The sequence below is a fragment of the Ruegeria sp. BB7 genome (assembly GCF_056539365.1).
In genome coordinates this window covers 16,421-42,832 of record NZ_JBQFUV010000010.1, presented here as the reverse complement: position 1 = coordinate 42,832, position 26,412 = coordinate 16,421, and the positions used below count along the sequence as shown (strand labels likewise).

Sequence of the window (26,412 nt, the reverse complement as noted above, 5' to 3'; positions counted from 1 at the left end):
AGCGCCCGTGGCAGGTGACGGTACAATAGGAAAAGCATGTGATGTGTTGGATCAGGTGGCGACGTTTCAGCGTCCGGTGAGATTCGCAGAGCTGTTGGAAAGCAGCGATTTCCCCAAAGCAACGCTGTATCGGTTTCTGCAGACGCTGACCAATCAGGGTATGCTGTCATATGATCCTGATCGACAGACCTATACGCCCGGTTTGCGGTTGGTCCGATTGGCGCATGCGGCTTGGACGCAAAGCTCGCTGGCACCTATAGCGCGACCCTTTCTGGATGCGCTGAGCCAAGAAACCGGAGAGACGGTGCATCTGGCGCAGTTGGATGCCAGTCAAGTGCTTTATGTCGATAAACGCAACGCTGCCCAACCGGTCGAGATGTATTCGCAAGCTGGCAAGGTTGGTCCGGCCTATTGCACCGGCGTTGGCAAGGCGATGATGGCACATCTGGATGAGGCCGCGCTGGATCGGGCTGTGTCACAGCAAAGCTATCACCGGTTCACGGAAAAAACGCTAACGTCCGAGGCCGCGCTGCGGGCTGATCTCGACTTGATCCGCAGCCGAGGCTATGCAGTTGACGATGAAGAGCACGAGCACGGCATCATCTGTGTTGCCTGCCCGATCTTGACCTCGGGCGGTCGGATGCTGGGGGCGATTTCCGTGACCGGATCGACCGAGCGGATGAATTTCGAACAATTGGAAACCTGGGTTCCCCGTGTTCGCCGCGTGGCCGAACAGATCGGAGCCGAAGCACAGGCCTGGCGGTTCCCCGAAACCCGCGTGAATGCTGACAAAGACAGGATGCAAGCGACATGACAGGTGTGACTCTGAACCAAGCGATCAAGCGATACGGCGAGACGCAAGTAATTCATGGGATTGATCTTGAGATTGAGGATGGAGAATTCTGCGTGTTCGTTGGTCCATCAGGCTGCGGCAAGTCTACCTTGCTGCGGATGATCGCGGGATTGGAAGAGACCACCGAGGGGCAAATTCAAATTGGGACGCGTGACGTGACCCATATGGACCCGGCCAAGCGTGGCGTGGCGATGGTGTTTCAGACCTACGCTTTGTATCCGCACATGACGGTGGCCGAGAATATGGGTTTTGGACTGCGCATGAACGGGGTCGCCAAATCCGAGATCGACCAGAAAGTGCAGCAGGCGTCGAATATCCTGAAACTGGACCCGTACCTCAAGCGCAAGCCTAAGGCACTGTCCGGAGGGCAGCGTCAGCGGGTGGCCATCGGTCGAGCCATCGTGCGAGGACCGGAGGTGTTTTTGTTCGATGAACCCCTGTCCAATCTCGATGCCGAACTGCGTGTCGAGATGCGGGTGGAAATCGCACGCCTACACAATGAGATAGGCGCGACGATGATTTATGTTACCCATGATCAGGTCGAAGCAATGACCATGGCCGACAAGATCGTGGTTTTGCGGGATGGTCGGATCGAACAGGTCGGCGCCCCTATGGATCTTTATCGCGACCCGGACAACCGCTTTGTGGCGGGGTTCATTGGCTCCCCTGCGATGAATTTCCTAGAGTGCGATTTTGCCGACGGCACGGTTTCGCACCCCGCGCTCAGTGCGCCTTTGGTGGTGTCGGCGAATGTCCCTGCGGGTATGAACAAAGTTACGTTGGGTATCCGTCCTGAGCATATTGAGGTGGACCGCACCGGGGAGGCATGCTCTGTTGATCTGACCGAGGCACTTGGCGGAGTAAGCTACTCGTATTTGCTGACGCCGAATGGTGATAAGCTGATCGTTGAAGAGCGTGAAGATCAGCGCAGCAAACAAGGGGAACGAATTGGCATTAGTGTCCGGAGCGACCGTGCCATGCTGTTTGACCCCAATAGCGGGCAACGTTTGAGATAGCGACAATGCTGTGACCCAGGTTAAACGCGCCGATCCACTGATCCGGCGCGCTTTTTGTCCGAGAGATTTTTATGGATTTTGTATCCAATATCCGTTATGGCGAGGCGAAAGGGCGCATCCCGCCCGGTTCTGCTGCTCATTTTGGAAGGATAGCCCTGATGTCGACCAATGTTTTCACCGGCACCATGCCAGCACTTATGACCCCCTGTAAGGCCGATCGTAGCCCGGATTTCGATGCGCTGGTACGCAAGGGCAAACAGATGATCGACGCGGGTATGTCGGCGGTTGTCTATTGCGGCTCGATGGGCGATTGGCCATTGCTGACCGACGAACAGCGTATGGAAGGCGTCGAGAGGTTGGTCGAAGCCGGATTGCCTGTCGTAGTGGGAACCGGAGCGATCAACTCCAAATCCGCCGTCGCCCACGCGGCGCATGCCCAAAAGGTGGGGGCAGTTGGTCTGATGGTGATCCCGCGCGTCCTGTCACGCGGCAGCTCTCCTACCGCGCAAAAGAATCACTTCAAAGCGATCCTTTCGGCGGCGCCGGATGTGCCCGCGATCATCTACAACAGCCCGTACTACGGTTTTGCAACCCGTGCTGATCTTTTCTTTGCTTTGCGCGCCGAACATCCCAATCTAATCGGATTCAAGGAATTTGGAGGCAAGGACGACCTGCGTTATGCCGCAGAAAACATCACAAGCCAGGACGATCAGGTAACGCTGATGGTTGGGGTCGATACCGAGGTTTACCACGGCTTCGTCAACTGCGGTGCGACCGGCTCAATCACAGGAATTGGTACCGCGCTCCCGCGTGAGGCACTGTTGTTGGCAGCTCTGTCCAAAAAGGCGGCACAGGGTCACGCCGAAGCGCGACAGCGAGCACAGGAACTGACGGATGCCTTCCATGTTCTGTCCAGCTTTGACGAAGGCCCGGATCTGGTGCTGTATTACAAGCATCTTCTGGTGCTGAATGGAGAACAGGAATATCGCCTGCACTTCAACGAAACGGATGAACTGACCGACGCGCAGCGCAACTATTGTGAACAGCAATACGACCTGTTCCGCACATGGTTCGCCGATTGGTCCAAACAGGGCGGAGTAATCGCTGAATGCATGTGATCGACAGCCATACCGGGGGTGAACCGACGCGGGTCATCCTCGACGGTGCGCCGGATTTAGGCAATGGCCCGCTGGCTGATCGCGCCCATAGGTTGGCGACGGAACATGAAGGATTCTACCGCTCGATTATGCTGGAACCGCGCGGGCAACCTGCCATGGTCGGCGCGCTTTTAGTCGAGCCTGTAGACCCTTCTTGCGTGACCGGCGTGATCTATTTTGACGTGGATGCCGTGCTGGGCATGTGCGGGCATGGGACCATCGGCTTGACCGTTACGCTGGCGCATCTGGGGCGAATTGGCGTTGGGCGTCACAAGATCGAAACGCCCGCAGGGATCGTGACAGTCGAGTTGCACGACGCCAATACTGTGACTGTCACAAATATCGAAAGCCGCCGGGTCCATCGTGATGTGGCGCTGGATGTCCCGGGCTATGGAACCGTTTCAGGCGACGTCGCTTATGGTGGGAATTGGTTCTTCATTGTTGAGCCAAGTCCGATTCCGGTTGAGGCTGCCAATATCCGGCAACTTACGGATATGACGGTCGCGATCCGAGGGGCCTCAATCGCGCAAGGCATCGGCGGAGAGCAGGGTGAGCCGATCGACCACGTGATTTTTCAGGACACTTCACCCGATCCTGGGGTTCACAGCCGTAACTTTGTCTTGTGTCCTGACGACAATTATGACCGCTCTCCCTGTGGAACGGGCAGTTCGGCGCGGCTGGCCTGCCTTGCGACCGATGGGCGTTTGGCACCTGGAGACGAGATCGTGCAGCATAGTGTCATTGGCAGCGCCTATCGCTTGTCCTATCAGCCGGGTCCTAACGGAGGTGTCATCCCCTCGATCACCGGGCAGGCTCATATAATGGCCGAGGCGACGCTTGTCTTTGACGCAAACGACCCTTTTAAAATTGGCATAGAGGCATGATGGCCAAAGTCGTTGTGATCGGAGCTGGTGTGATCGGCCTCACAACGGCGCTGGAATTGCAGCGCCGGGGCTATTCAGTTTTGGTTCTGGATCGTGAAGGCATTGCTGCGCAGGCCTCGGCTGGGAATGCAGGGGCATTTGCCTTTTCCGAAGTGGAGCCGCTGGCCACACCCGGGATTATACGGAAAGCTCCGAAATGGTTGCTGGATCCGTTGGGTCCTTTGTCCGTGCCGCCTTCTTATGCGCTGAAGATTGCCCCATGGATGTTTCGATTTTGGAAGGCGAGCCGCCTCGGGTCCTATAAAGACAGCTTGCGCGCGCAGGCCAGCCTGATGGAACAGTCTGCAGCCGCCTTGACCCGCCTGATCACCGATATTGATGGTGAACACATGATGCAGCGCGATGGTCAAATGCAGCTCTATGAAGGCGAGGCGGAGTATCGCGCCAGCCTGCCTACGTGGGAGCTGCGCCGCCAGCACGGAATTGAATTCGAACTGCTGGAAACTCGCGAGGGCATTGCCGAAAGACAACCCGGCCTCAGCCCTCGTTTTACCCATGCCGGTTTCACCCCCAATTGGATAAACACCGTCGACCCCAAAAACTGGGTTGAGCATTTGGCGCAAGCCTTCCTTACGCGCGGTGGGCGCATCGAAATTCAGGAAACCCGCGCGCTGTTCCCTGTGAACGGAGCAGTGCGGATCACCTTGGCAGATGGTGAAATCGACGCGGACAAGGTTGTGGTGTGTGCGGGGGCATGGTCGCATCATCTTGCCCGTACAATTGGAGACCTTATCCCGCTTGAAACTGAGCGCGGCTATAACACGACCTTGCCCGAAGGCGCGTTTGACTTGCGTATGCACCTTACATTCTCTGGCCATGGGTTTGTCGCGACCCGGATCAATGGCGGTGTGCGGATTGGCGGAGCGGTCGAACTCGGCGGGCTGGACCTGCCGCCAAATTTCAAACGGGCCGACACCTTGCTGAACAAAGCCGCTAAATTCCTGCCCGGACTAAAAACCGAAGGCGGCACGCAATGGATGGGATTCCGTCCGTCGCTGCCCGACAGTCTGCCGGTCATTGGGCCCTCGCCAAGCGCGCCGGACGTGATTTATGCTTTTGGTCACGGGCATCTCGGCCTGACCCAAGCGGCGGGAACAGCCGAACTGGTCGGTGCCTTGGTTGATGGGCAGCCCTTCCAGATTTCTTTGGCCCCGTTCTCTGCTTCCCGGTTCTAAGGACACGACATGCGCAGCACCAAGACCATCCACGTCATTTCCGCCCATGCAGAAGGCGAGGTGGGCGATGTAATCGTTGGCGGAGTACAACCGCCGCCCGGAGATACGATCTGGGATCAGCGCGCATTCATCGCCCAGGACCAGACTTTGCGCAACTTTGTCCTGAATGAACCGCGTGGTGGAGTGTTTCGCCACGTCAACCTGCTGGTCCCACCCAAACACCCCGAAGCGGATGCGGCTTTTATCATCATGGAGCCCGAAGACACGCCACCCATGTCTGGCTCTAACTCGATCTGTGTCTCTACGGTGTTGTTGGATGGCGGGATTATCCCGATGCAGGAACCGGAAACCCGGATGACGCTTGAAGCCCCAGGTGGGCTGGTACGCGTCCGAGCCGAATGCAGAAATGGCAAGGCTGAGCGCATCTTTGTGCAGAACCTACCCAGCTTTGCCGACAAGATCTCGGTTCCGCTTGAGGTTCCGAATATCGGAACCTTGACTGTGGACACGGCTTATGGGGGGGACAGCTTTGTTGTGGTCGACGCCGCCGCGCTGGGGTTCGGGATCGTGGAAGATGAAGCCAGGGATATTGCGCGCATAGGCGTTGCAATCACAAACGCGGCCAATGAGCAACTTGGCTTTACCCATCCCCAGAACCCCGACTGGAACCACATATCGTTCTGTGCCTTTTGCGGACCGTTGGAGAAAACCGAAACCGGCCTGACCGGCAAATCCGCCGTCGCCATCCAACCGGGCAAGGTCGATCGGTCCCCCACCGGTACTGCGGTATCCGCACGCATGGCGCTGATGGCGGCGAAGGGGCAGATGACGGTCGGGGATACGTTCGAGGCGATCTCGATCATCGGGTCGCGATTTACCGGCAGGATTGTCGAACAGACGAATGTCGGAGACCGCGTCGCTATAACCCCCGAGATCAGCGGTCGCGGCTGGATTACCGGCACCCATCAACACATGCTTGACCCGAATGATCCTTGGCCGGGCGGGTACAAATTAAGCGACACATGGGGTGTTTGACTGCGACTTTCGCACAAGTATTCAGCAATTTCCCCGTTTTTCCCCAACCGTGTCAATTTGCGCCCCCACTAGACGATTGATCCCAAGGCCAACCTGATTTAAGGGAAGCCCTGTCAAATCAGAGTCACCATTGGGGCGGTAGGATACCCGCGCCCCTTATCGCGCCACGCATAAGTGGCACACTCTTGGATCGCACGCCCCGAAAGGCTTAAAAAAGGTAAAAGAATATGGCAGAAAAATCGAACTTCGACGTATTGTATACCATTGTAGACGAAGCGCCCGAGCTGGCCAGCGCCTCGTTCCTGCCCATCATTCGCAAGTTCGCCTCGGCGGCGGGTGTCAGCGTAGGCACCAAGGATATTTCTCTGGCTGGACGCATACTTGCAACCTTTCCCGAGAACCTGACAGACGAGCAGCGCATCACCGATGATCTGGCCGCATTAGGAGAATTGGTGAAAACGCCTGAAGCCAATGTGATCAAGCTGCCGAACATCTCGGCCTCGGTCCCGCAGCTGGTGGCTGCCATCGAAGAGCTGCAGGCGCAGGGTTACGATATCCCGAACTACCCTGAAGAACCGTCTAACGACGAAGAAAAAGCGATCCGTTCACGTTATGACGGCATCAAGGGCTCGGCTGTGAACCCGGTTCTGCGGGAAGGAAACAGCGACCGTCGTGCCGCAAAGGCAGTCAAGAACTTTGCCCAGAAGAACCCGCATTCCATGGGTGAATGGGTTGCCGACAGCAAGACCAAGGTCTCGTCGATGTCGGGCAACGATTTCTACGCCAATGAAAAATCGGCCACTATCTCAGCCGCTCAGTCTGGCGACGCAAAGATTGAATTCGTTGGTAAAGACGGCGGCGTTACCGTGCTGAAAGACGGCTGGCCACTCGCCGAAGGCACTGTGGCCGATTCAACGTTCATGTCGGTCAAAGCGCTGTCCGCCTTCTTGGCCGAAGCCATCGAAGACACCAAGAAAGACGGCACCATGTTCTCGCTTCACATGAAAGCGACCATGATGAAAGTGTCGGACCCGATCATCTTTGGCTATGCGGTCAAAGCCTGGCTGGCCCCGGTGTTCGAAAAGTTCAGTGCTGAACTGGACGCGTTGGGTGTGAACCCGAACTCGGGTCTGGGTGATCTGCTGGAACGCGTCAAGGACAGTGCCGAGATCGTGGCGGCCATCGATGCTCTGAAAGGCGACCGCCCGTCGATGTATATGGTCGACAGCGATAAAGGCATTACCAATCTGCACGTACCGTCGGACGTGATCATTGATGCCTCGATGCCTGCCGTAATCCGTGCCGGTGGTAAAGGCTGGGACGAGTCTGGTGCCAAAGGCGACACCAATTGTGTAATCCCGGATCGCTGCTATGCCGGTGTGTATGACGAAACCATCAATTTCTTCAAAGCCAACGGCGCGCTGAACCCAGCCACCGCCGGAGCCGTCGCCAATGTCGGCCTGATGGCGCAGAAGGCCGAGGAGTACGGCTCGCATCCGACCACTTTCGAAGCGCCTGCAGACGGTACCATCCGCATTGTTGCCGCAAGTGGCGAAGTGCTGCTGTCGCATGAGGTCGAGTCTGGGGACATTTGGCGTGCATGCACCGTCAAGAAAGCTCCGATCGAGAACTGGATTCAGCTGGCTTTGGATCGGCAGCGTCTGACCGGATCCGAAGCGATCTTTTGGCTGGACTCAAACCGCGCCCATGATGCGGAACTGATCAACTACGTAACACCAGCACTTCACGCCGCGGGCGTATCCGATAAGTTCCTGATTATGGCTCCGCGCGAAGCGACCCGTCAGTCTCTGGAGACAATCACTGCGGGCAAGGACAGCATCGCCATCACTGGCAACGTATTGCGGGATTACCTGACCGACTTGTTCCCAATCCTCGAGCTGGGTACCTCGGCTAAAATGCTGTCCATCGTCAAACTGATGAATGGTGGCGGCCTGTTTGAAACCGGTGCGGGCGGTTCGGCGCCGAAGCACGTGCAGCAACTGGTTGAGGAAAACCACCTGCGCTGGGACTCGATGGGTGAGTTCTGTGCGTTGGGTGAGTCCTTGAACTTCCTGGCGGACAGCAAGGGCAACGCGAAGGCAGGTGTACTGGGTGCAGCGGCCGAGGCTGCAACCCAGGGCATTCTGGACAACAACCGCTCGCCCAGCCGCAAGGTTGGTCAGCCCGACAACCGTAACAGCCACTATTGGTTCGCGCGTTATTGGGCTGAGGCTCTGGCCTCTCAGTCCGATGACGCCGAACTGGCAGCTGAGTTTGCACCGGTTGCTGCCGAACTAGCTGCTAAGGAAGAGCAAATCCTGAGCGAGTTGGCTGCGGCACAGGGAGGTGCTGCCGACCTGGGCGGATACTATCACACCGACCCGGTTAAAACGTCTGCGGTGATGCGACCAAGCGCGACCCTGAACGCGATTATCGACTGATCGCCAAAAGCCGCGCCGGGCGTGGCAATGCCTTGTGCATATAGATAAAGAAAAAGGGACCGACCCCCAAAGTCGGTCCCTTTTTTGAGTGAGTGGCAAGGGCGAACCCTTACCGGCTTAGTTGATTTCACGATATCAGAATCGAATTCTCAGGATATTAGGGGTTTCCCGTAAACTTTGAGGGCGTTGACCTCACAACCCCGAACTACACGCTCCAACTGGCATCAGACTGGCATTTGGCCAATTGGATCCCGCCTCTTAAATGCACGGCACTTGCGAAACAGCGACGTAATCGAAAAGGGCTGGTTATGGTCCAGCCCCTTCGGCATTTTTGCTTGCGCGCTTAGTTCGAAATTGTTCTTTCATTTGCCTCGCGTAGAGTGTCCGAAACAATCGCGTACCATTCACCACTTTCGCGCATTTCGATCAAACCACGATTCAGCAATGCAACGTATTTACGTGCGTGCGGGTTGGATTTATGAGCGAAGAAGTGCAGGCTCAGGATGTTGTTCAGATAGGCGTTCTCAACGACTTCACCTGATGCCACTCCCATTTGAGCAAGAATATCCGCTGCAAGCTCAACTTCGAAGCTGACGATATCGGCGGTTCCGTTCAGCACAGCATCCATACATTCCAATGACGTTCTTGGCTGCATCATCGAAATGTTGGGGGCAACCAGACCAACTTGCTCCAGGTCAAATGTAAACCAACCGGCGGTCCGGCAAATGGTCGCGCCGTGGAAATCCTCGAAAGACTGGGCGTTGGCATACTTGTTTTCCGCAAGTGTGAAAAAGCCGATTACCGAGTCATAAACCGGGACCGTAACATCGAATTCGGTGCAGCGCATCGTGGTATTCTCGCCCCACTCATACGACTTGTTGCTGCAGTCAGGCATGTACCAGCCAAGGGATACATCAAACGCTCCCAAAGGCAGCAATGTGCTGAGATGCGAGGCCCAATCGTCCACAAAACTAATCGAATGTTCACGGTTGTTGCCACCGCGACGCAAGGCTGTGGAGGCGAGGCGAGCCATCATGCCGCCACCTTCCATACTCTCGTCAGCAAAAGGTGCCCAATTATCGCCAAGAACCATACGGATCGGAGCTTCGTAGATATTTGAAGATTGGTTGTCGGCGTTTCTGGCTTCTTCGTTTGCGATCACTTCCCGGGCCGATTGCCCGTTTGGCAGACTGCCATCGTTACAGGGCAGTGCCAAGATCAGCCCCGGTTCCAGGTCGTTCGGATTCGTGATGTTGTCGCGGTTGGCGTTGAATATCGGCTGATAGTTTGACGTGCCATAAGCAGCGATCGAGATCGTCGCAAGAGTATCACCGTCCGAAACAGAATAGTTGGTACAGGCTTCTTGCGCAGCAACTGCGCCAGCGCTGAGAACCGTAAGAGTCGATGCCGACAGCACTGCAGATTTCAGTTTATTCTTTAACATGTCCACTTCCTCCAGACTTTTAGTTATCAGGCCTGCTCGGGCCTTAGCCGTTTTCCATTTGATGACGCAGAGCGGTTGACACGATGTCGCGCCATTCTCCGGATTGTTGCATGATCGCCAGACCCTGGTTGAGCGTCGCAAGGATCGCTTCCCCATCCGGGTTATCTTTGTGGGTCATGACGTTAAGCGACTTGATTGCCGCTAGGTTGGGGTTTTCGATGATCTGATGTTCGTAACCGAGACGCGCGATTGCCTCGCCCGCCAGATGTGCTTCGATCGCGATGATGTCGGCCTTTCCTTCCATCACGGCGTGAAAACAGTCGTCCGGGGACACTGGGCTCAGAACCGTGATCGCGGGTTCATATAGACCTACTGCATCCATATGTGATGTCGACCATCCTTCGGGGCGGCAAATCGTGGTCCCCGCAAAATCCGCATAGGTTAGGGTCTGCTCATAGCCCGATCCCCTAAGGGCAAAGAATGTGTCCACAACTTCATAGAATGGGTCCGAGAAGTGATATGTCTCACATCTGTCGCGGTCTTTTTCCGATAGTGTCTGGGCTTCTTCGCAGTTCGGGCGTGACCAGGGGAAAGTCGCGTCGAAGGCCAATGTCGGCATCAGCAGGTCCAGATGTGAGGGCCAGTCATTTACAAATTGAATCTTGTAGGCCTGCTCGGGTGCGGCCCGCAGCATGGCTGTCTCTACGAGGTTAGTATAGAGACCACGATGAGGCAGGGCTTCATCTGTAAACGGAGCGTAGTTGCCGCCGGTGATCAGCAATAGTTGTCGATCCCGGATTTCCGGGCGTTCTCCGGCATCAGCCTCGCGGATCAGCGCGGCCCCTTCGGCACGCGCGGCTTCGATTTCTTGTTGGGCGGCGACTTTGGCCGCGTTAACGGCTTCTTCGCTGGCCTTTTTCGCTTCAGCTTCCGCTTCGGCGACTCTGGCTTCGGCTTCGGCTATAGCCTTTTCAGCGCGCTTTTCGGCGGCTTTAACCAATTCTGCGGCCATCTCGGCTGCCATGGCCTCGGCCTCGGTTTCCGGAGCAGCCGGTGCGCGTCCGATATCCTCTAGGCATGGCAGGGTCAGAACATCGCCTACACGGATGATGTTCGGATTGTTACCGATAACATCGCGGTTGGCGTCAAAGATGATCCGAAAATCCTCGGTCGAATACACTTCGATTGCCAGATCACGAAGGCTGTCGCCGCGCTGGATTTCATAGGTCGAGCAAGCCTCTTGCGCCGAAGCTGCTCCGGCCGCGGCAGCAAGTGCCAGGCTGGATATGAACAGATGGGTTCTCATGGTCCTGTATCTTTGCCTTGGTTAGTTTTTTGTAAGTTTCACAACGCCGATTGAGACGTTGTCCTGATCCGGATCACCCTTGGCCCGAAGGGCCTGCCAGAGTGCATCTGCGATGTCTTGTGCCCAAGCTGCCGCGTTGTCTTGCAAAATGGTCTGAATCTTCTCATCACTGATATATTGAAGCCCGTCACTGCCCAGGATCAGAGTGTCAGAGGCGGTCAAGGTCAGCGGGTTCTCTGGGCAGTCGACCTTGGGGATCGCACGTCCCATGATCACAGATGTCAGTTGATTGCGGTCGGGATGAACCTGCGCTTCGGCTTCACTCAGAGTGCCTTGGGCAACCTGCGCATCGATCACCGGTGCCATTGAGTGGTCTTCGTTAATCTGTCTCAGCACCCCGTCTCGGAACAGGTACAACGGGCTGTCACCGATCGAGATCCAATATAAACGGTTGTTCAGTAACAGGACTCCCAACAAGGTCGACCCCATGTTGTAGTCACCACCTTGTTCCTCGCAGTGATTGGAAATCAGTGCGTTGGCCTGCATCGCTGCCAAGGGCAGGGCATCGAGCAGAGCGGCCTCGGTCAGAGCAGTGCCATCCAATTCGGCATCCAAAGCTTCGCGCCAGGCTTTGACAACCAACTCCGAAGCAACCTCGCCGGCTGCGTGTCCACCCATGCCGTCTGCGACAACAACATAGGCTGAATCGGAAGCATCAAACATGCGGGCAGCGACCGCGTCTTCTTGCGTTTCTCGCTGACCCTTGTCCAGGATCAGCGCAATATCATATGCCGGTTGAGCCAGCATCTATTAGGCGTCCCGCCAGTCAAAGCCGTCGTCACAGAAGGCTGCAAATCGGATCGAAGTTTCGCTGATCCGGATCAGGTCACCACTGTTTAGCGCAACAGTGCTCAGCACCGGCTTGCCGTTCAAGCGGACCAGATTGGCCTTACCGCCATGTCCCAGATAGCATTTACGGTCTTCAGGGTCATAAGCGATCACGGCGTGGTTGCTGCGTGAGATACCGGTATCGCCGAAATCCAACTGAATGGCCTGATCATCGTTGCGTCCAATTTGCATCAGACCTTCGGTCAGTGTGATGCAAGAACCGCGGCCCGGCCCAGCGGTCACGACCAGCCAACCAACGGGGAACGTCTCTTGCGCTGTTTCGGTTTTCGCGACGGGTTCCGAGCTTTCGATCAAGTCTTGAACATGTGTGTCCGCGCGCTCGAAGCCAAGGAAGGTTGTCTTGACGCGCCCGCGACGATCTGCCGGAGCAGGGGCTGGTTCGGGTTCCGAAATCTGAAGTTCCGGCTTAATTTCAACTGCCGGTTCAGCTTCTGCGACGGGTTCGGGTTGAACGGGCTCCTCGGCTTCTACAACGACCTCAACAATTGGGTCTGCCGCAGAGGTGTCATCTTCCAGAACTTCAACCGAGACGGGTTCTTCTTGGGTAGCCACATGCAGGGTTACAATCGGCTCCTCGGATTCAGGCTGTGCTTCAGTTGCCTCAAAGATATTGTCCTGAGTTTCGGTGACGACCTCTGTCATTACCGTCTCGTCTTGTGCTTCCGCTTCCTCCGTGGCCTCGGAAAACTTGGGCATCTTTTCTTCAGGAATTAGCTCGTCGGTGTCCTCATAGGTTTCCGACGTCAAGTTGCCGCCTGCCAAAGCGTTTCGCAGCGCGTTGAAATCCGCAATTGGCTGAGGTTTTTCGGCTTCGGTTACTTCGACTGCTTCAGCGACTTCTTCGGTTTCAGCGTCTTTGGGTTTGCCGGCACCTTCCAGAAGCCGGCTAAGAGGGCTTTTATATTTGAACATGGTGTCGACACCTTTGCTTACTGACACAGGGCTTGTCGTCCTGCGGGGCTGCTATTCGCCTCTGCGCGCATCGGCACAACGGCACTAGATTTCGGAAATCAAACTAACTTTTCTGCCGCGACGGGCCGGTCCCCGTCAGGGTGGTGGATTTCCAAGCACCACCCTCAGTTTTCACATAGCGGCAGATCACTTGCGATCCGGTCAGATTACTCCTGTGCCAACTGCATCGTGGCGGTTGTTTCGGCGCCGTTGCGCAATACGGTCAAACGCGCCTGAGATTGTTTTTCCGCAACCAATGCCTCCAGCATTTCATCCAGACTTTTCTGGTTTTCGATTGCGGACCCTGTTTGCGTCTCTCTGAGTAAGACATCGCCCTTCTGCAGGGTGCTTGCCGCATCAGCAGGGATTGTGGTCACAACGGTTGACCATCCCTGACCGTTTTCATTGCGCACTGTGAACCCGTATCCGTTTTCCAATCCGACCATCCGGATGGCCGGAAGGGCCAGCAACCCGTTTTGGGCCAGCGTCTTACCAAGTGGGCGATAGCGCGCAGTCACACGGATGTAACCGTCAGGATCAACCGACAGCTCATCTAGAACCTGAGCGGCAAAACTGGTGTTTTCGCGAACCGGTTCGCCGTTAAACGTGTAGATCGCCACGCCACGTTTCACCCATTCCCCGATCACCGACATATCTTGGTTCGGATCAACGCCGGTAACAGCGATGATGTTGCCGGTTGATGTCCGTCTCTGTGAGGTCTGGAACGGGATCTCGACATCCCAATGCGAGAAGCCAACCTGCGCTTCTGCGGGCGGGGGCAATGTAGTTGGGGCAGATACGGCTGTCTGGGCTTCAGCCTCTTCTATGACAGCCGTCTCAGCCTGCGCCTGCTCGACAGGTGCCGGAGTGGGTTCTGCTTGTTCCGGGGCTAGAATGGGTTCTGGCTGTTCTTGCGCCAGATCATCCTGTTCCGGCTGGAGTTGAATTTCAGCTTCTTGCGTGGGCGATGCGATCGTTTCTTGCGAGTCTTCCGCGACAGCGGAAACCTCTGCCTCAGGTGTGTCGTTTTCACCGGACAATATGAAGAAACCGCCAGCGGCCAGACCGGCCACGACAATAGCAAGGCCCGCAATTAGCTTACCACTGCCACCAGAACCACTTTTAACCACGGTGTCCACGGCGACGGCCGTTTCTTCCTTGGGGGTGAACTTGGCTAGCTCTTCTTCATTCTTTTCTTCGTTGCCCAACACCAGATCTGCGTTTCCAGCCAAGAGGGCGGTGACCACAGCTTCGGCATTTTCGCTTTCAGCTTTGATTCTGGCTTTTTCAGCTTCGTCGTCATTGCGGTCCATCGCGACAATGACAGAGACCGGGCGATAGTCGAATGTATCGAACATGACGTCCGGGCCACGGAACATGCGCAGCCAGTCCAAAGCGGTTTGCAGTCGGTCGGTCGCGTGCACTTCCATTGCCTTGTCGATCGCTTCAAGGAAACCTTCGGGATACCCTTTGAATCGTCCGGCCAGCGGGGTGTAGGGATCTTCCTGACTGTTGTTGAAAGCATTCAATCGGGTTTGCCCGTCAATCGGGCGTTCACCGCTGATGGCATGATACAAGGTGGCCGCCAGTACATACAGGTCACTGCTGGGGCCTTGATCGGCACCGCGCACGTAGAACTCGTGCGGCGAGTAGCCATCTTTGATTACCCGCAAGGTCAACAGGGCTGCAGACTGATTTGCAGCTTGTTCGCGCGCGGCACCAAAGTCGATCAGAACCGGATCGTCGTTTTCGTTGATCAGGATATTGTCCGGTGAAATATCCCGGTGAAGCATGCCGCTTTGGTGAATGAACGAAACAGCCGACAGCATCTTTTCGGTGACTTGAATGATGAAATCGGGGCCAGACTTATTGTCTTCATTTTCGACATAGTCCAGAAGGTCGCAACCCTTGATAAAGTCCATCGCGATATATGCGGTGTTGTTGTCTTCGAACACCTGATGGACGTTGACAATGTTGGGATGCACCAAGCGTGCGTGGTTGCGCGCTTCCAGAATGAACAGGTCGATGATAGCGCGCAGATCGTCCTTGTGGTTTGGATCCGCAGCCTCGACCTTGTCGCCGTTGCGCACACAAAGAGCACCTGGATAGCACTCTTTGATCACTACGTCGCGCTCTAAGCTGTCACGCGCCAGATAGGTAATGCCGAACCCGCCATTGCTGAGGAAGCGCAGAATTTCATACTGCCCACGCAACAGCTTGGCGCCAGGTTCAAGTCCTTCGATTTTCGGTTCGTCGTGCGATGCACCGACAGCCTGGTTGTGGCTCATTTCTTCCCGCCCGTTCTAAACATTTTGCGGTAGTTCAACTGGGCTAAATCGCCCCAACACTCACAACCAAAAACAACCGCAAGACACTGCATACGGTTAGACGTTTCAAATTTGACTTTATTGGGGCCGCCTGATGGCTTCACTAAGGATCGTTATTGGCGAAATTCAACATATAGATAATCGGTGATTTTGAATTACTATATGTAGATTTTGGCTCTGCACAAAATGCCGGGTAATCACCTGTTTGTCTCCGCTTAGTCAACGGACTCGCTGTGTGAGAGGCCCGATTCCGAGCCTCTCGAATCGCCGCGTCGCGGCTAAATTTTAACGGGAAATTATCAGGTGCCGGTTTTGGACTGAACCGACTCTGCCCGGCTTCCGGCCCAGGCCAGGTTATCACTGAGCTGCGCCAAGATACTGATCGCATCTTTCAGGGGCGCATCGCCGCTTTCAAATTGAAGCAGCAAAAGCAAGTCGGTGGCCTTTTCGAACTCAGCAGGAATCCAATCGGCGGCCGGGTCGATCTCGCCACCATGTTCCAGCCGTTCAGCAAAGTCTTCGACGATTTCTTGACATGAATGCAAAAAAGCCGCGGGCTCAATGTCTGCGGACTCGCGCAGATCTTCGTAGATACTGGCAATAGCCGCCAGCCAATCTTCAAGGATCGGATTTTCGAGTGGCGGCAGCGCAGCTTCCAGAGTGGCGTGAATAGATACGGTGTCGGACTGTTCCGGCTCAAAGTCAGTCGCACCCAGAGTTTCCAGATAGGGCAGAAAATCCTGTCCTAGATCCGCGCGAGCGGCCTCAATGTCCGCAAGACGCCGGTCCGAAGCAATTTGTAGCACCTGTTCCGCCAGATCTTGACCGCCACAGGTTTCCCAAAGGCCAAAATCGGGTTCGGGTTCCTGCGCCATCGCACGCACAGCAATCGGGGTGCCAATTGGCACGACCGAACGGAACAATTCGCCTTTTTCCTTGTTCAGTCTCGCCACCACTCGATCCAAGGCGTCCCGAACCGGGGGTAGGTCGGCATGAGTGACGGCCAGCAGGCTGTTTGCCCGCAGTTCTTGAGGGACTTGCGCCCAAAGGTGGCGCTCGGTTTCGCGCCAGGCATTGGTGCCATTGGTGCACCAGATCGCGCAATCGACAAACTTCAGAAGATCCAGGGTCGCCTTGTAAGTATCATCCAAAGCGCCCGTGCCGGGCAGATCAAATAGAGAAATTTCCTGCAGGGCAGGGGTGTTCAGACCCACTGAAATGAAGTCGGGCTCATCTGCTGCAGCTTTTTCCAGCGCAATACCGGAATAGACTTTGGGCTCTCGATCCCACCAGCCGACTGTAGTTTCGGGAATTTCGGAATAAGCCACGATAACCAGAGGCAGTTTCAAATGCTGCGGTCCGGTTGGAAGAATATCTGCACCGGCGAGCATATTGGCGAGGCTGGATTTGCCGGCCCCAAACTCTCCGGCGAACCCGATGTTCACAGCATTGGACAGCCGCTCGGCATGGGCCAGAGCACGCTTGCGCATTTCATCCAGCGCAACCTCTGCTGGCTGGTTTTCGGTCGCGGTCAGAAAGCGTTCAAGTTGCCTCACTTCCTGTTCGGTTCCGGGAAATTCGATCATTCGGCAGCCTCTGCTAGTCTTTTTTCTACGTCATCTGCGCCAAATATCGCACCCAGTTCCTCTGTGATGCGCTGTGCCTGATCAAATGACGCCTGAGCCTCGGCTCGTTCATTTGTTTCGCCGCTTCCGGCCCGATGTTCAAGATGCCCTGCCAGCAAAGCAAGATAATGATCAAGAACTGTATTCAAGCGTTCCATCAAATCACCACGCGCTGTGTCGACCAGATCGTCACCGATCATTTCGAATTCCTGCACAATCATGCGCTCGGCGCGCGCGATAACACTCTTGCGTGAAATCAGGCGCGACAGCCAGGTGATCCGCAGTTCGACCGTAATGCCACGGGTAAGGGCAGTGGTGTCCGGTCGGAACCACCGCACGGCGCTGGTGTTCATGCGGTTGTCAGCCGGATCTTGCCAGCCGGGCAGGGTGCGCAAAGCTGCGTTGCTTTGCATGTCGATCGAGTACAACTCGCTGAGCATGCGTTGCCGCACCACTTGCGTGGCACCCTGAACAAGTTCGCGCATCCGGTCGCGTAGCGGACCAAAGTTCAATTCGGTTTCACCGCCTTTGGCCATAAGCGGCGAGTCACCGTTGGGGCCACGCACGACAACCGAGACGGATTCAGCCACAGTATCGTCCATCACGCCGCGCAGGTTGGCTAGAACGTCATCCATGTCATTGACGATCTCCGCGGTTTTCTGGGTCACAAGTCCCCGTAAATCAGCCAGTGTCTTATTGTTCTCACCACCGCTTTCCGCTGTTAGGTGATTGTCATCTGCGATAGCGCGCAGATGGGCCTTGGTACGTTCAAGTTCACCTTGTGCAAAGCTGTTGAGATGCTGCCACGCCATTCGAAGCTGTTCGTTGCGCGGGCCTTCGGTCAGGGCGCTGGTCACATGGCGACGCAGGTCCGGCAAGCCTGAGGCGATCATCGCGGCAAAGCGCAAAACACCTTCACGGCTGATCGGACCCGAGCCCTGTTTGATCTCTTGCACGCCGTCCAGATATTGCCTCATCTGTTCGGGATGTGCACGCAGCCAGGCCAGAACCTCGTCGTGGTTGACGCCGGTGTCATCTCCGGTCAGTGCATAATGCGCCCATTGCGCGCTGCCCATCAGAACGTCGATGACGGAATTTCCCAATGCCTGTTCCAACCCGTCCATGACGTCGGCTCGGACCTTTTCGGCATCCTCCGCACCGCCGCCCAATTCATCGACACGGTTGATGAAGACCACGATCTGTCCCAGCTCCAACGCTTGCATCAGCCGGAACAGTTTCAGGTCTGCCCGCGACAAGGCTTGATGTGCAGACAGAACCACCACGAAGAAATCAGATTCCCTGAGGTATTGGCGTGAAATTTCCTCACGGATCAAAAGCGGGTCATTAACGCCCGGCGTATCCGTCACCGTCAACGGGAACGGGAAATGGCCGATGTCGAAATAGACCTCGGCCTTGCGGGTGATGTCACTATATAGACCGCGATCCGACCCTGGATCGTGCTCACCTTCCTCAGTCGGATCATCCCCGGCGCAAACATAGCGCGCCAGATCGTCCGAGTTCAGCTCGTCCAGATCGTGATGCTGACCCAGCAGATGCTTGTAGCTTTCGCCCAATCGCAGTTGGGCGCGGGTTTTCATCGCCTCGACCTGCTCTTCAATCATCTCGCGCTTATAGCTGTCCTCGTCATCCGGGAACATGTTGCGCAACTCTTCACCCTCGGCAATCAGTGCTTGCCATTGACGGTTGTCGAAAAAGTGGAACTCAGCCCCAGTCGTGCGACCCGAGGGGTGACCGAAATGCATATCAGTGATCACGGTAGTCCACGGGTTCACGTCCGAAGGCAGATATTCGGCCTGCCCGGTGAACCCGTTTATCAGACGGGACTTGCCCGCCTTGATCTGTCCGACAAAGGCAATCGAGGGTTTCAGATTTGTCAGATCGTCGACAATGCGCGAGATGAAGTGACGGGTTTCCTCGTTAGAGGTCCCGTTCATATCCTCGGCAATTCGGATTAACTCGAGACGGTTGTTTTCACTCATTTACCTTACCCTGGCAACTTGTAATCACGGATCGAATACACAGAAAATTTGAACAATCCGGGCCAATCATTCCTCTGGCCTCGTCAAAGAGGTCCAAAGGTTGACGACAGCGCCCAATTTGCGTGCCTCATGCACAGCCACAGCGATTTTTTCACCATCGTTAAGAACAGCCAGCCCGGCTCCTTTACCACCAGATGGCCGCATCACGATCAGTTGCGGATGGTCCATCGCGGTGGTTACGTCTTCATCCCAGCCCGCTAGATCCTGTGCGAAACGGGACAACAGATCATCGCTCGGATGTAAAGGTTCATTTGCCTGGCATGCGCCATCCACGCGCAGCGCCACTCCATCTGCTCCATCAACCAGTACACGGCCTTGCGCAAATCGCTCGCACCCTTCGTAAAAAAGCTGAGCCAATCTGTCAGGCCCATCGTGTTCTACCGCCGTATCCTGTGGCTCTGGGTCACTGGCAACAATGGAAATGACAGGATCTGCGGGCAGATCAATGCTCTCACAGGCGACTTCAATCTCGCTGATCGTAATGCCGACGTCGTCCGCCTCAAGCGCGGTATCCGGTTGCAGGGAAATCAATTCCAGAGGCGCGGGCGCGCAGGCTATATCACTGACCAGTTGGGCCAGTTTGCTTGCCAATTCTTCACGCGGTTCAGTTTCGAAATCCGGAGCGATACCTGACTGCACGCGGAATATATCCGTCACACGAGAGCTGTTGACCTCGATGGCAAGACAATCGCCGTTGGCCGCCGTGAATTCTAGACGGCGCGGTAAAATGGTGCCGCGAATAGTTCGCAATACCTTTTCGCGTCGTACCAGCGCGGTCTCACCTGGAACCGTTACCGCTGGGGTTAGGCGCGCGACAGAGGAACGCCCGATGTCGTCGAGCATCTCCAGTATGTCCGTATCCATCATCCCGTGACCCCCTCTGATCCGGTTTAGACTGCGGCCGCGACGGGCCCCAGACTCAGATGTGATTTAGTCAGCGCCAAACCAACATTGGCACTGTTTCGGCAGATGTAGCAGACCACATGATCGGGGTATTCCCGAGTCCGCAAAAAAATGTTCAGCCTGTCGTTCGAAAACACCGCAATTTCCCCAAATCCTAGGTCGTCCGACTCGTCGGAACCGGTGTTGCGTAACAATTCTTCGAAGGCTTTGATCCCCCGTCCTTGAAACAAGTTGGCCACGGCAATCGCAACACTGTCCAGAACTTCGGCGCTGTCAGGGTCCGAAGTGTTGGCCCCCAGCAACATCCCAGTCTCCATATCGACATACCCGGCTGCAATGCAGTCGGGTATTGTCGTCATTGCGGTCGCCATCGCGGTTTCGATAGTCATCGCATTTCACCTGCGCTTCCGGTCACAACACATGGTATTCTGCGCCGCCGTTCTTCGGGCTATTCCGGCTGGGAAACTTCGTTTCTTTGGCCTGACGCGCAAAATGCTCGGCTGCAATTTGGTCGTATTCTTCCAGAAACGATTTGAAGACTTTCTTCATGCCTTCTACATTGTCCGGCAGTTCTTCGTCTTGAGTAACTTCGCGCCACATGGACGAAGCACTGATTGGTGTGCCCGCCGGAACATTCAGCAAATCTTCAAGTTTTTCACCTTCATCTTCGCACGAGATAGCCTCTTCCGAAGTCTTGCCATTGGACAATGGCACAACCTGCGTATCCATCAGGCCGTTGGTTTCGGGTTCCGGCTCATACTCATCTTCGCCATCTTTCGCCTGCTCTGCCATCAGAGCGGTAATGGAGGAAACGGACATCTCTGCGCGCGGTTCCTCTGGTTCCTCCGGCGTTTCTTGGGTTTGCTCAGGTGTTTCAGAAAGTTTGCCTTCCAGCGACGACATGAACTTGTCCGGAGTGGAAACCTGCGTTTCGTCTGTCGGTTCTGCTTCGGATAGAAGAGTATCCTCGTCTTCCAACTCATCTTCGTCCAACAAATCGAACGAGTCTTCCTCACTTGCAGAACCCGCATATTCCGACAGATTCAGGCTGCTATTGGGTGTATCCCGAAAGAAAGCCCGTAGTTCTTCCTCATTGGACTCCTGAATGGGTTCCGCGGTCGGTGTTTCGGTTGTCATCTCGGCGCGCAGGCGTTCGGCTTCGGCAGCGTCAATGCGTTCTTCGCGATCTGTGTCTTCGGTCCTGCGTTCAACACGGGCTGGACGTACAGGAAAGTTGGTGACGACTTCGTTTTCTGAAATCGACTCGGAAACGGGATTAACCAATTTCAACGGAGTTGGTTCATCGTCCTGTACCACATTCCGTTTCGGGCGAACGGGATAAGCGCGGGGGCTCTCTGACAGGCTCTTGTCAATCTGATAGCGCGCCAGCAACTCAGCGCGGTTATCCATGATCTGTTCGGTGATCTCAAGGAAGCTGTCGACCATCTTGCCGCCACCACTGCGGCCCCAAAGTTCGGCATCACCGCTTTTATCGCGCGCAGTGATTGCATCACGAGCCGAGAACAGGATCGAGCGGTTGAACAGATGGCCTGCCTCGCGATTAACCCGCCGCAGCACCTTTTGACGGTCTTTCAGACCCAACACGTCTGCGCGCGTAACCAAAAGCAGAGAGTTATGTTGCAGGCGTTCGGGCAATGACACCCAAGTTGCCCGCTCGGTTTCGCGCCAAGCCTGAGTGGCATGGGTGCACCACAGAACACCATTTGCGTGGCCGACCGCACGGCGCCAGACATCGCTGGAAATCTTCGGGTCGGAAATGCCGGGCGTGTCGATCAGGTCCACGGCTTCCAGAATATCGGATTCCAGGAAAATGCGAACGAACTGGGCATCGTTCACACCAACAGTATCCAATTGGTCAACCGTGATGTATTCACGGTTGCCATCCGGGCGCTGAACATAGGCAGATTCCTTGCCCCAGCTGAACCAAACCGGCGGAAGCTGCGTTGCTGTCACCTGTGTCGGCAGCGCGTGTGAACGCAGCAAGAAGTTCATCAGCGTTGATTTTCCGGCACTGAATTCTCCCATCAACGCAAAGATTGGTTTGCGCCGGGACCACTGCTCGATGCGGTTCCATGCCTTAGGAGAAACGAAGCGGGTTTGTGAATCTTTTGCCATATCGCTACTTATGCTGCCTCGTTACTTAGATCTTTCAGGATATCGCCCAAGATATCGTCGCGCGATTTTTTGGGCGTCGCGTCTGCTGTCAGAGCCGCGTGGTTCGGACCCTTTTCGGCTGAGGCCGAAATATTAAGCAGAGTCTCTTTTTGCTCGCGCAGAAAGTCGGACAAGCCTGCCCGGACATTCTCCAGAACCGCAGCAATCTGATTTTCCTCGATATCTTTGGTGATCGAGTTTGCCTCAGATGCGATTAGGCGAGTGTAGTCGGCGGCGTAAGCCTCGAACCCTTTGCGACGCTGCCACCAACGGCGCCACCACGTGCTTTGCAAGTCCAAAGCAATCGTGCGTCCGATACCAAGTGGAGGTGGAACGCGAGGGACGATCGGCGCCTCGATGCTGAACTCTCCAAGATGGTTGCCCAACAGCTTCTGGTACAGGGCTTCAACGTCGGAAGCTGCCGTATTGTAAAGCGCACCGGCTTCTTTCCGCATCGATCGGGCAAAGCTGAAATAAGCTGCTTTTTGAAGGGTTCGCAAGCCGGCCGGGGCATATTGCCAGGTGCCTTGCTCGCCATTCTTTTCCAGATGCGCGATCAGAGAATCCGTGGCCCGCTTGACGAAGTTGTCTTCGGCCGATTTCAGCCGTTCCAACACTTTGTCACGCAAGGACGTGGTCAATGCGGCGGCCTTCTTTTCATATTCTTCGGTTACTTTCGCAATGGCTTCCTCCGGAGACACGCCATCAAGATCGCGCACAACGCCCTGACCATCAGACAGTTTCTTTGCCACCGCTGTCGCGCGAATCTGACTTGCGATGTTACGCGCCCGGTGACGCACGCGGTCCAGCAGGCGGTTGCCTGCGCCTTCGGCAATTCGTTCATTCATCGCCAACAGCAAATCAGGCAGGCCGGACAACGCCCATATCTTGTCAAGCGAAGGAGCCTGATCGCCAAATCCAGCAGCCAGATAGAAAGTATTCAGAGCCTCACGAGAGTCCTCGTTCAGAATGTCGGGATTGCCCGTCAGAGCAGCCTCGGCCCAAAGCGCGCTGCCGAAAACAACGCTTGTGTTGGTGTCGATATTGTTCTGTTTCAGTGTGTCCTGAATACGATCGCGGATTTCCGGCACCTGGTTGACCGGGTCCGCCAATTCGTCAATCCGGTTCACGAACAGGATGATCTGCCGGTTTTCGAACTGCGCGATGATCCGCATCATCGCCATATCCATCGTGGTCAGCGCCTGACTTGCGGCCAAAACAACCACGCAGACCTCAGACCCGCGCAGGCTGCGCAACGTGATCTGTTCGCGCACCATGAAAGTATCGTTCACGCCCGGCGTGTCGCAGAGTTTCAGCGAGATCGGGTACTGCGGAATGTCCATGAACAGTTCCGCCGATTTGGTGACATCAGCAAAGCGGCCGGTCTTCGGATTGATATCCGGGTCATCCTCATCGCCCAGGCATACATAACGCTGGATCAGCTCTTCGTCGAAATAGTCATACTGGTGGCTTTGCCCCAGGATCAGGTCGAAATGCTGGCCAAGACGAGACTCGGATTTTGCCTTCATCTCACCGATTTGGCGGCGGATGTCCTCCATCTCGTCATCGGCACCGGCACGATTGGCCAGCTCGCCCAGACGGCCTCCGCCAACCATAAGGTTGTCCCATTCTTCCTGCTCGAAGAAAGTAAATTTGGCCTTTTTGTCACCTTCGGTACGCGTGTTGATATTTAGCGTCGTTACTACCGAGGTCCACGGGTTCACATCCGAAGGCAGCAGGGCAGGGCGCCCCGCCAGAATGTTCACGATCGAAGATTTGCCGGCCTTGACCTGCCCAACCAACGTTACACTGGCCGTGAAATTCTCCATCCGGGTCTTCAGCGTCGCCAGACGGGCCGAGGATCGCGCGTCGGCCACCTCTGTCAATTGGTCTATCTGTGTCGACAGCGAAGCCATGGCCGAAGTCATCGGCGTCAGCGCCTCGTTGCCTACGGACAGAAGATGGTCGTTACGCGCCATAGTTAGCCTCCGGTTCCGGTAGCGGCGATGTGATGTTGATCCTGACAGTCCGGGGTGCTGGTCAGGATATCGATGCGTGCGATCAGGTTCAGAGCATTGCCCAGGATTTCTGCCTCGGCACCTGGCGATATCTCATCGTAGGCCTGAGAGTCGGCCAGCACTTCGATCGAACTGAATTGTTCACTGTTCTCCAGCATGGCCAAGCGGCGACCGGTCGGGAAACCTTCGGATTTGGTCTTGGGCAGAGGCATGCGGGAATTGGCAAGAAGGTAATGACGCCCGGAATGGGTGCGCAACGAAACACCAAAACCTGTGTTAGGGTGATTTTGGTTCAGGCATTTCAATTCCCCAAGGAAACTTTCGCGTGCAAGACCAACGGCATCTTGCTCGGCAGCAGCGGCATTCATCGTATTGATCACGGCTAAGACCCTTGTGTTTGAGTTAAGCAAAAACTGGCACGTTACCCGCAGGCAAAAAGACTCAGTAACTCCTGGGCTTCATCAATTACTGGCAAGGCGGTGTTATTTTGACGCGAATAAGATTTTTTGGCGTTTGAAATGTGGCGCAAATAAGAAGCGCCCTGTCGAATGGTCTTAACTATCAGAAAACAAATAGTCTTCTACAGACTAGGCGCATAAGCCGCTACGTCGGGCAGCGGCTGATTTACAGCAGTATGTTTATCAAAGTTTTCGACTGGCATTATCTGAAAATAAAGCAAAACCACACCGCCTAGGGTATGCGAAATGAACCTTGAAATCGAATTGACATCAACCTGAGCGGTTTTTGTTGTGAAAATCGCCTCCACTAAGATGGCGCCAGGCAATGCGCAAATTTTTTGGACGCACGCTAATTTCCCTCTCGCACTCCGCTACAGGCTTTGTTATTGACCACGGCATTCCGGCAAACAAGGCCGGTACAGCGGGTGTGGCGAAATTGGTAGACGCACCAGATTTAGGTTCTGGCGCCGCAAGGCGTGGGGGTTCAAGTCCCTCCACCCGCACCAAACTAATACTTTAATTTTGAAGTATAATTTACCTTTCTATCATTTTGCCCCTCACTCTTTCACGCGCCGAAGGGTTGAAAAAAGGGTTTCGGTTTCTGCCACTGAAAAGTCTGGTAGAGCCTCTTCATATTCTCAGTGAAGTTTGATGAGATTCGCCTTCACCATCTTGTAGAACTTGTTTCCCCCGAGGGTCGCCCAACGTCAGTCCGTACTTATTCGCAAGGGAATAAATTGCCGTTTCTCACATCGAACGAGCCATATAGCACGTGCAAAGAAAAACCCCGCCAGGGCGGGGTTAATCCGTGAAGAAATTCCTCGGAGCCTAGTGCATGCAGCAGAAGGCACCGTGTTTTACATCCTTCATCATCATGTCGAAATCCTTACCGCGCATCTCAATCAGAGTTTTGTGGTCTCCTGCTTCGAACCAAATCCTGTCGAGCCCGGTGAGGCTGTTATCCACCACAGTCGGCAGATCATATGCGTCGCCCACAGGTGGTATCGCGCCAAGGGCGCAATCATCAAACAATTCACGCATTTCGGTTTCCGGGGCCAGCCCAAGGCGGCGGTCCATCATCGATTGTAGAGCGGAGAGGTCGACCTGATGATTGCTGGGTAGAACCGCAAGCAGCGGGCCTTCCTCCATGTGTATTACAACGGATTTTGCAAGGTGATCGCCGGGTACATGTGCCGCTTCTGCGCATTCGCTTGCTGTGGCGGCATATGGATGCGGAACAGTGTCAAAAGGAATCCCTTGGCTGTCCAGATGGTGCTTCAGACGAGATGCAATAGTCATCGTGCCCTCCATTTCACAGAAGGCGTCCCGGACGCGAAGCGTGTCACGGTGCGCACCCAGGGCGCAATTTGGTGTATGAGCCTATATTGTGCGCTCAATAATCGGATCGGGCAAGGGGGCAGGATTTGCAATGATGTCTATATGAAAGCAAAAATGATCAGCGTTCCACGGTGGGACACTTCCGAAGTGTTCATTATGCCTTGGGTGTAGCAGCGATCCGGAATGGAATTCCTTAAGGACGATGATCGCCAATAATCGCTTTGGGGGCCGGCTTTCCGACTAGAATTCAGAACAGGCGTTGATCCACGTTTTGCTC

Annotated in this window: 20 protein-coding genes and 1 tRNA gene; 8 read left to right on the top strand and 13 right to left on the bottom strand. The window is 55.4% G+C overall.

All coding sequences use genetic code 11. From position 1 onward, the window contains the following. Positions 1-7 precede the first annotated feature (7 nt). The 7 genes from ACR0D7_RS14675 (at position 8) to ACR0D7_RS14645 (ending at position 8,621) form a co-directional block, all read left to right on the top strand. On the top strand, positions 8-814 hold the full coding sequence (locus ACR0D7_RS14675; RefSeq protein ID WP_480679716.1) for an IclR family transcriptional regulator: 807 nt from the start codon (positions 8-10) through the stop codon (positions 812-814). Beyond that, positions 811-1,869 carry an ABC transporter ATP-binding protein gene (locus ACR0D7_RS14670; RefSeq protein ID WP_170384564.1) on the top strand — a complete coding sequence of 353 codons (1,059 nt, stop codon included), beginning with the start codon at positions 811-813 and terminating at the stop codon, positions 1,867-1,869. The genes ACR0D7_RS14675 and ACR0D7_RS14670 overlap by 4 nt, the downstream gene beginning before the upstream one ends. A 158-nt stretch (positions 1,870-2,027) precedes the next feature. After that, positions 2,028-2,987, top strand: coding sequence for a dihydrodipicolinate synthase family protein (locus ACR0D7_RS14665; protein ID WP_480679715.1), 960 nt, complete (start codon positions 2,028-2,030; stop codon positions 2,985-2,987). Then, positions 2,978-3,910 carry a 4-hydroxyproline epimerase gene (locus tag ACR0D7_RS14660; protein WP_480679651.1) on the top strand — a complete coding sequence of 311 codons (933 nt, stop codon included), beginning with the start codon at positions 2,978-2,980 and terminating at the stop codon, positions 3,908-3,910. The genes ACR0D7_RS14665 and ACR0D7_RS14660 overlap by 10 nt, the downstream gene beginning before the upstream one ends. Then, positions 3,907-5,145 (top strand): NAD(P)/FAD-dependent oxidoreductase, encoded by a 1,239-nt coding sequence (locus ACR0D7_RS14655; RefSeq protein WP_480679650.1) that lies wholly within the window; start codon positions 3,907-3,909, stop codon positions 5,143-5,145. The genes ACR0D7_RS14660 and ACR0D7_RS14655 overlap by 4 nt, the downstream gene beginning before the upstream one ends. Positions 5,146-5,154: 9 nt before the next feature. Then, a complete protein-coding gene (locus ACR0D7_RS14650; RefSeq protein ID WP_480679649.1) occupies positions 5,155-6,180 on the top strand; it encodes a trans-3-hydroxy-L-proline dehydratase in 1,026 nt (341 codons plus the stop codon). Positions 6,181-6,407: 227 nt separating this feature from the next. Then, a complete protein-coding gene (locus ACR0D7_RS14645) occupies positions 6,408-8,621 on the top strand; it encodes an NADP-dependent isocitrate dehydrogenase (protein WP_480679648.1) in 2,214 nt (737 codons plus the stop codon). A 343-nt stretch (positions 8,622-8,964) separates the two neighbouring features. Here ACR0D7_RS14645 and ACR0D7_RS14640 read toward each other — a convergent pair whose 3' ends face one another. The 12 genes from ACR0D7_RS14640 to ACR0D7_RS14585 form a co-directional block, all read right to left on the bottom strand. Beyond that, positions 8,965-10,065 carry a peptidoglycan-binding protein LysM gene (locus ACR0D7_RS14640; RefSeq protein WP_480679647.1) on the bottom strand — a complete coding sequence of 367 codons (1,101 nt, stop codon included), beginning with the start codon at positions 10,063-10,065 and terminating at the stop codon, positions 8,965-8,967. Between the two features lie 43 nt (positions 10,066-10,108). After that, positions 10,109-11,371 carry a type 2 periplasmic-binding domain-containing protein gene (locus ACR0D7_RS14635; protein ID WP_480679646.1) on the bottom strand — a complete coding sequence of 421 codons (1,263 nt, stop codon included), beginning with the start codon at positions 11,369-11,371 and terminating at the stop codon, positions 10,109-10,111. A gap of 21 nt (positions 11,372-11,392) precedes the next feature. Continuing rightward, a complete protein-coding gene (locus ACR0D7_RS14630; protein ID WP_480679645.1) occupies positions 11,393-12,178 on the bottom strand; it encodes a PP2C family protein-serine/threonine phosphatase in 786 nt (261 codons plus the stop codon). Between the two features lie 3 nt (positions 12,179-12,181). Further along, the gene (locus tag ACR0D7_RS14625) at positions 12,182-13,192 is read right to left on the bottom strand and encodes an FHA domain-containing protein (RefSeq protein ID WP_480679644.1); all 1,011 of its coding nucleotides are present in this window, start codon (positions 13,190-13,192) and stop codon (positions 12,182-12,184) included. Between the two features lie 206 nt (positions 13,193-13,398). After that, a complete protein-coding gene (locus ACR0D7_RS14620) occupies positions 13,399-15,519 on the bottom strand; it encodes a serine/threonine protein kinase (RefSeq protein ID WP_480679643.1) in 2,121 nt (706 codons plus the stop codon). 338 nt (positions 15,520-15,857) lie between these two features. Beyond that, positions 15,858-17,144 carry a dynamin family protein gene (locus tag ACR0D7_RS14615; RefSeq protein WP_480679642.1) on the bottom strand — a complete coding sequence of 429 codons (1,287 nt, stop codon included), beginning with the start codon at positions 17,142-17,144 and terminating at the stop codon, positions 15,858-15,860. After that, positions 17,141-19,183 (bottom strand): dynamin family protein, encoded by a 2,043-nt coding sequence (locus tag ACR0D7_RS14610; protein WP_480679641.1) that lies wholly within the window; start codon positions 19,181-19,183, stop codon positions 17,141-17,143. The genes ACR0D7_RS14615 and ACR0D7_RS14610 overlap by 4 nt, the downstream gene beginning before the upstream one ends. Positions 19,184-19,249: 66 nt before the next feature. Further along, positions 19,250-20,110, bottom strand: a complete 861-nt coding sequence (locus tag ACR0D7_RS14605) for a hypothetical protein (RefSeq protein ID WP_480679640.1) — start codon at positions 20,108-20,110, stop codon at positions 19,250-19,252. Positions 20,111-20,133: 23 nt separating this feature from the next. Next, positions 20,134-20,535 (bottom strand): hypothetical protein, encoded by a 402-nt coding sequence (locus ACR0D7_RS14600; protein WP_480679639.1) that lies wholly within the window; start codon positions 20,533-20,535, stop codon positions 20,134-20,136. Between the two features lie 22 nt (positions 20,536-20,557). Then, a complete protein-coding gene (locus ACR0D7_RS14595) occupies positions 20,558-22,282 on the bottom strand; it encodes a dynamin family protein (protein WP_480679638.1) in 1,725 nt (574 codons plus the stop codon). 8 nt (positions 22,283-22,290) lie between these two features. Then, the gene (locus ACR0D7_RS14590) at positions 22,291-24,300 is read right to left on the bottom strand and encodes a dynamin family protein (RefSeq protein ID WP_480679637.1); all 2,010 of its coding nucleotides are present in this window, start codon (positions 24,298-24,300) and stop codon (positions 22,291-22,293) included. Between the two features lie 2 nt (positions 24,301-24,302). Then, the gene (locus ACR0D7_RS14585; protein WP_368039667.1) at positions 24,303-24,719 is read right to left on the bottom strand and encodes a hypothetical protein; all 417 of its coding nucleotides are present in this window, start codon (positions 24,717-24,719) and stop codon (positions 24,303-24,305) included. 499 nt (positions 24,720-25,218) lie between these two features. Between ACR0D7_RS14585 and ACR0D7_RS14580 the strand changes: the two genes are divergently transcribed. After that, positions 25,219-25,303: transfer RNA gene (locus ACR0D7_RS14580), tRNA-Leu, on the top strand. 322 nt (positions 25,304-25,625) lie between these two features. Here ACR0D7_RS14580 and ACR0D7_RS14575 read toward each other — a convergent pair. Continuing rightward, positions 25,626-26,096, bottom strand: coding sequence for an aminoacyl-tRNA deacylase (locus ACR0D7_RS14575; protein ID WP_170384535.1), 471 nt, complete (start codon positions 26,094-26,096; stop codon positions 25,626-25,628). Between the last annotated feature and the right edge of the window lie 316 nt (positions 26,097-26,412).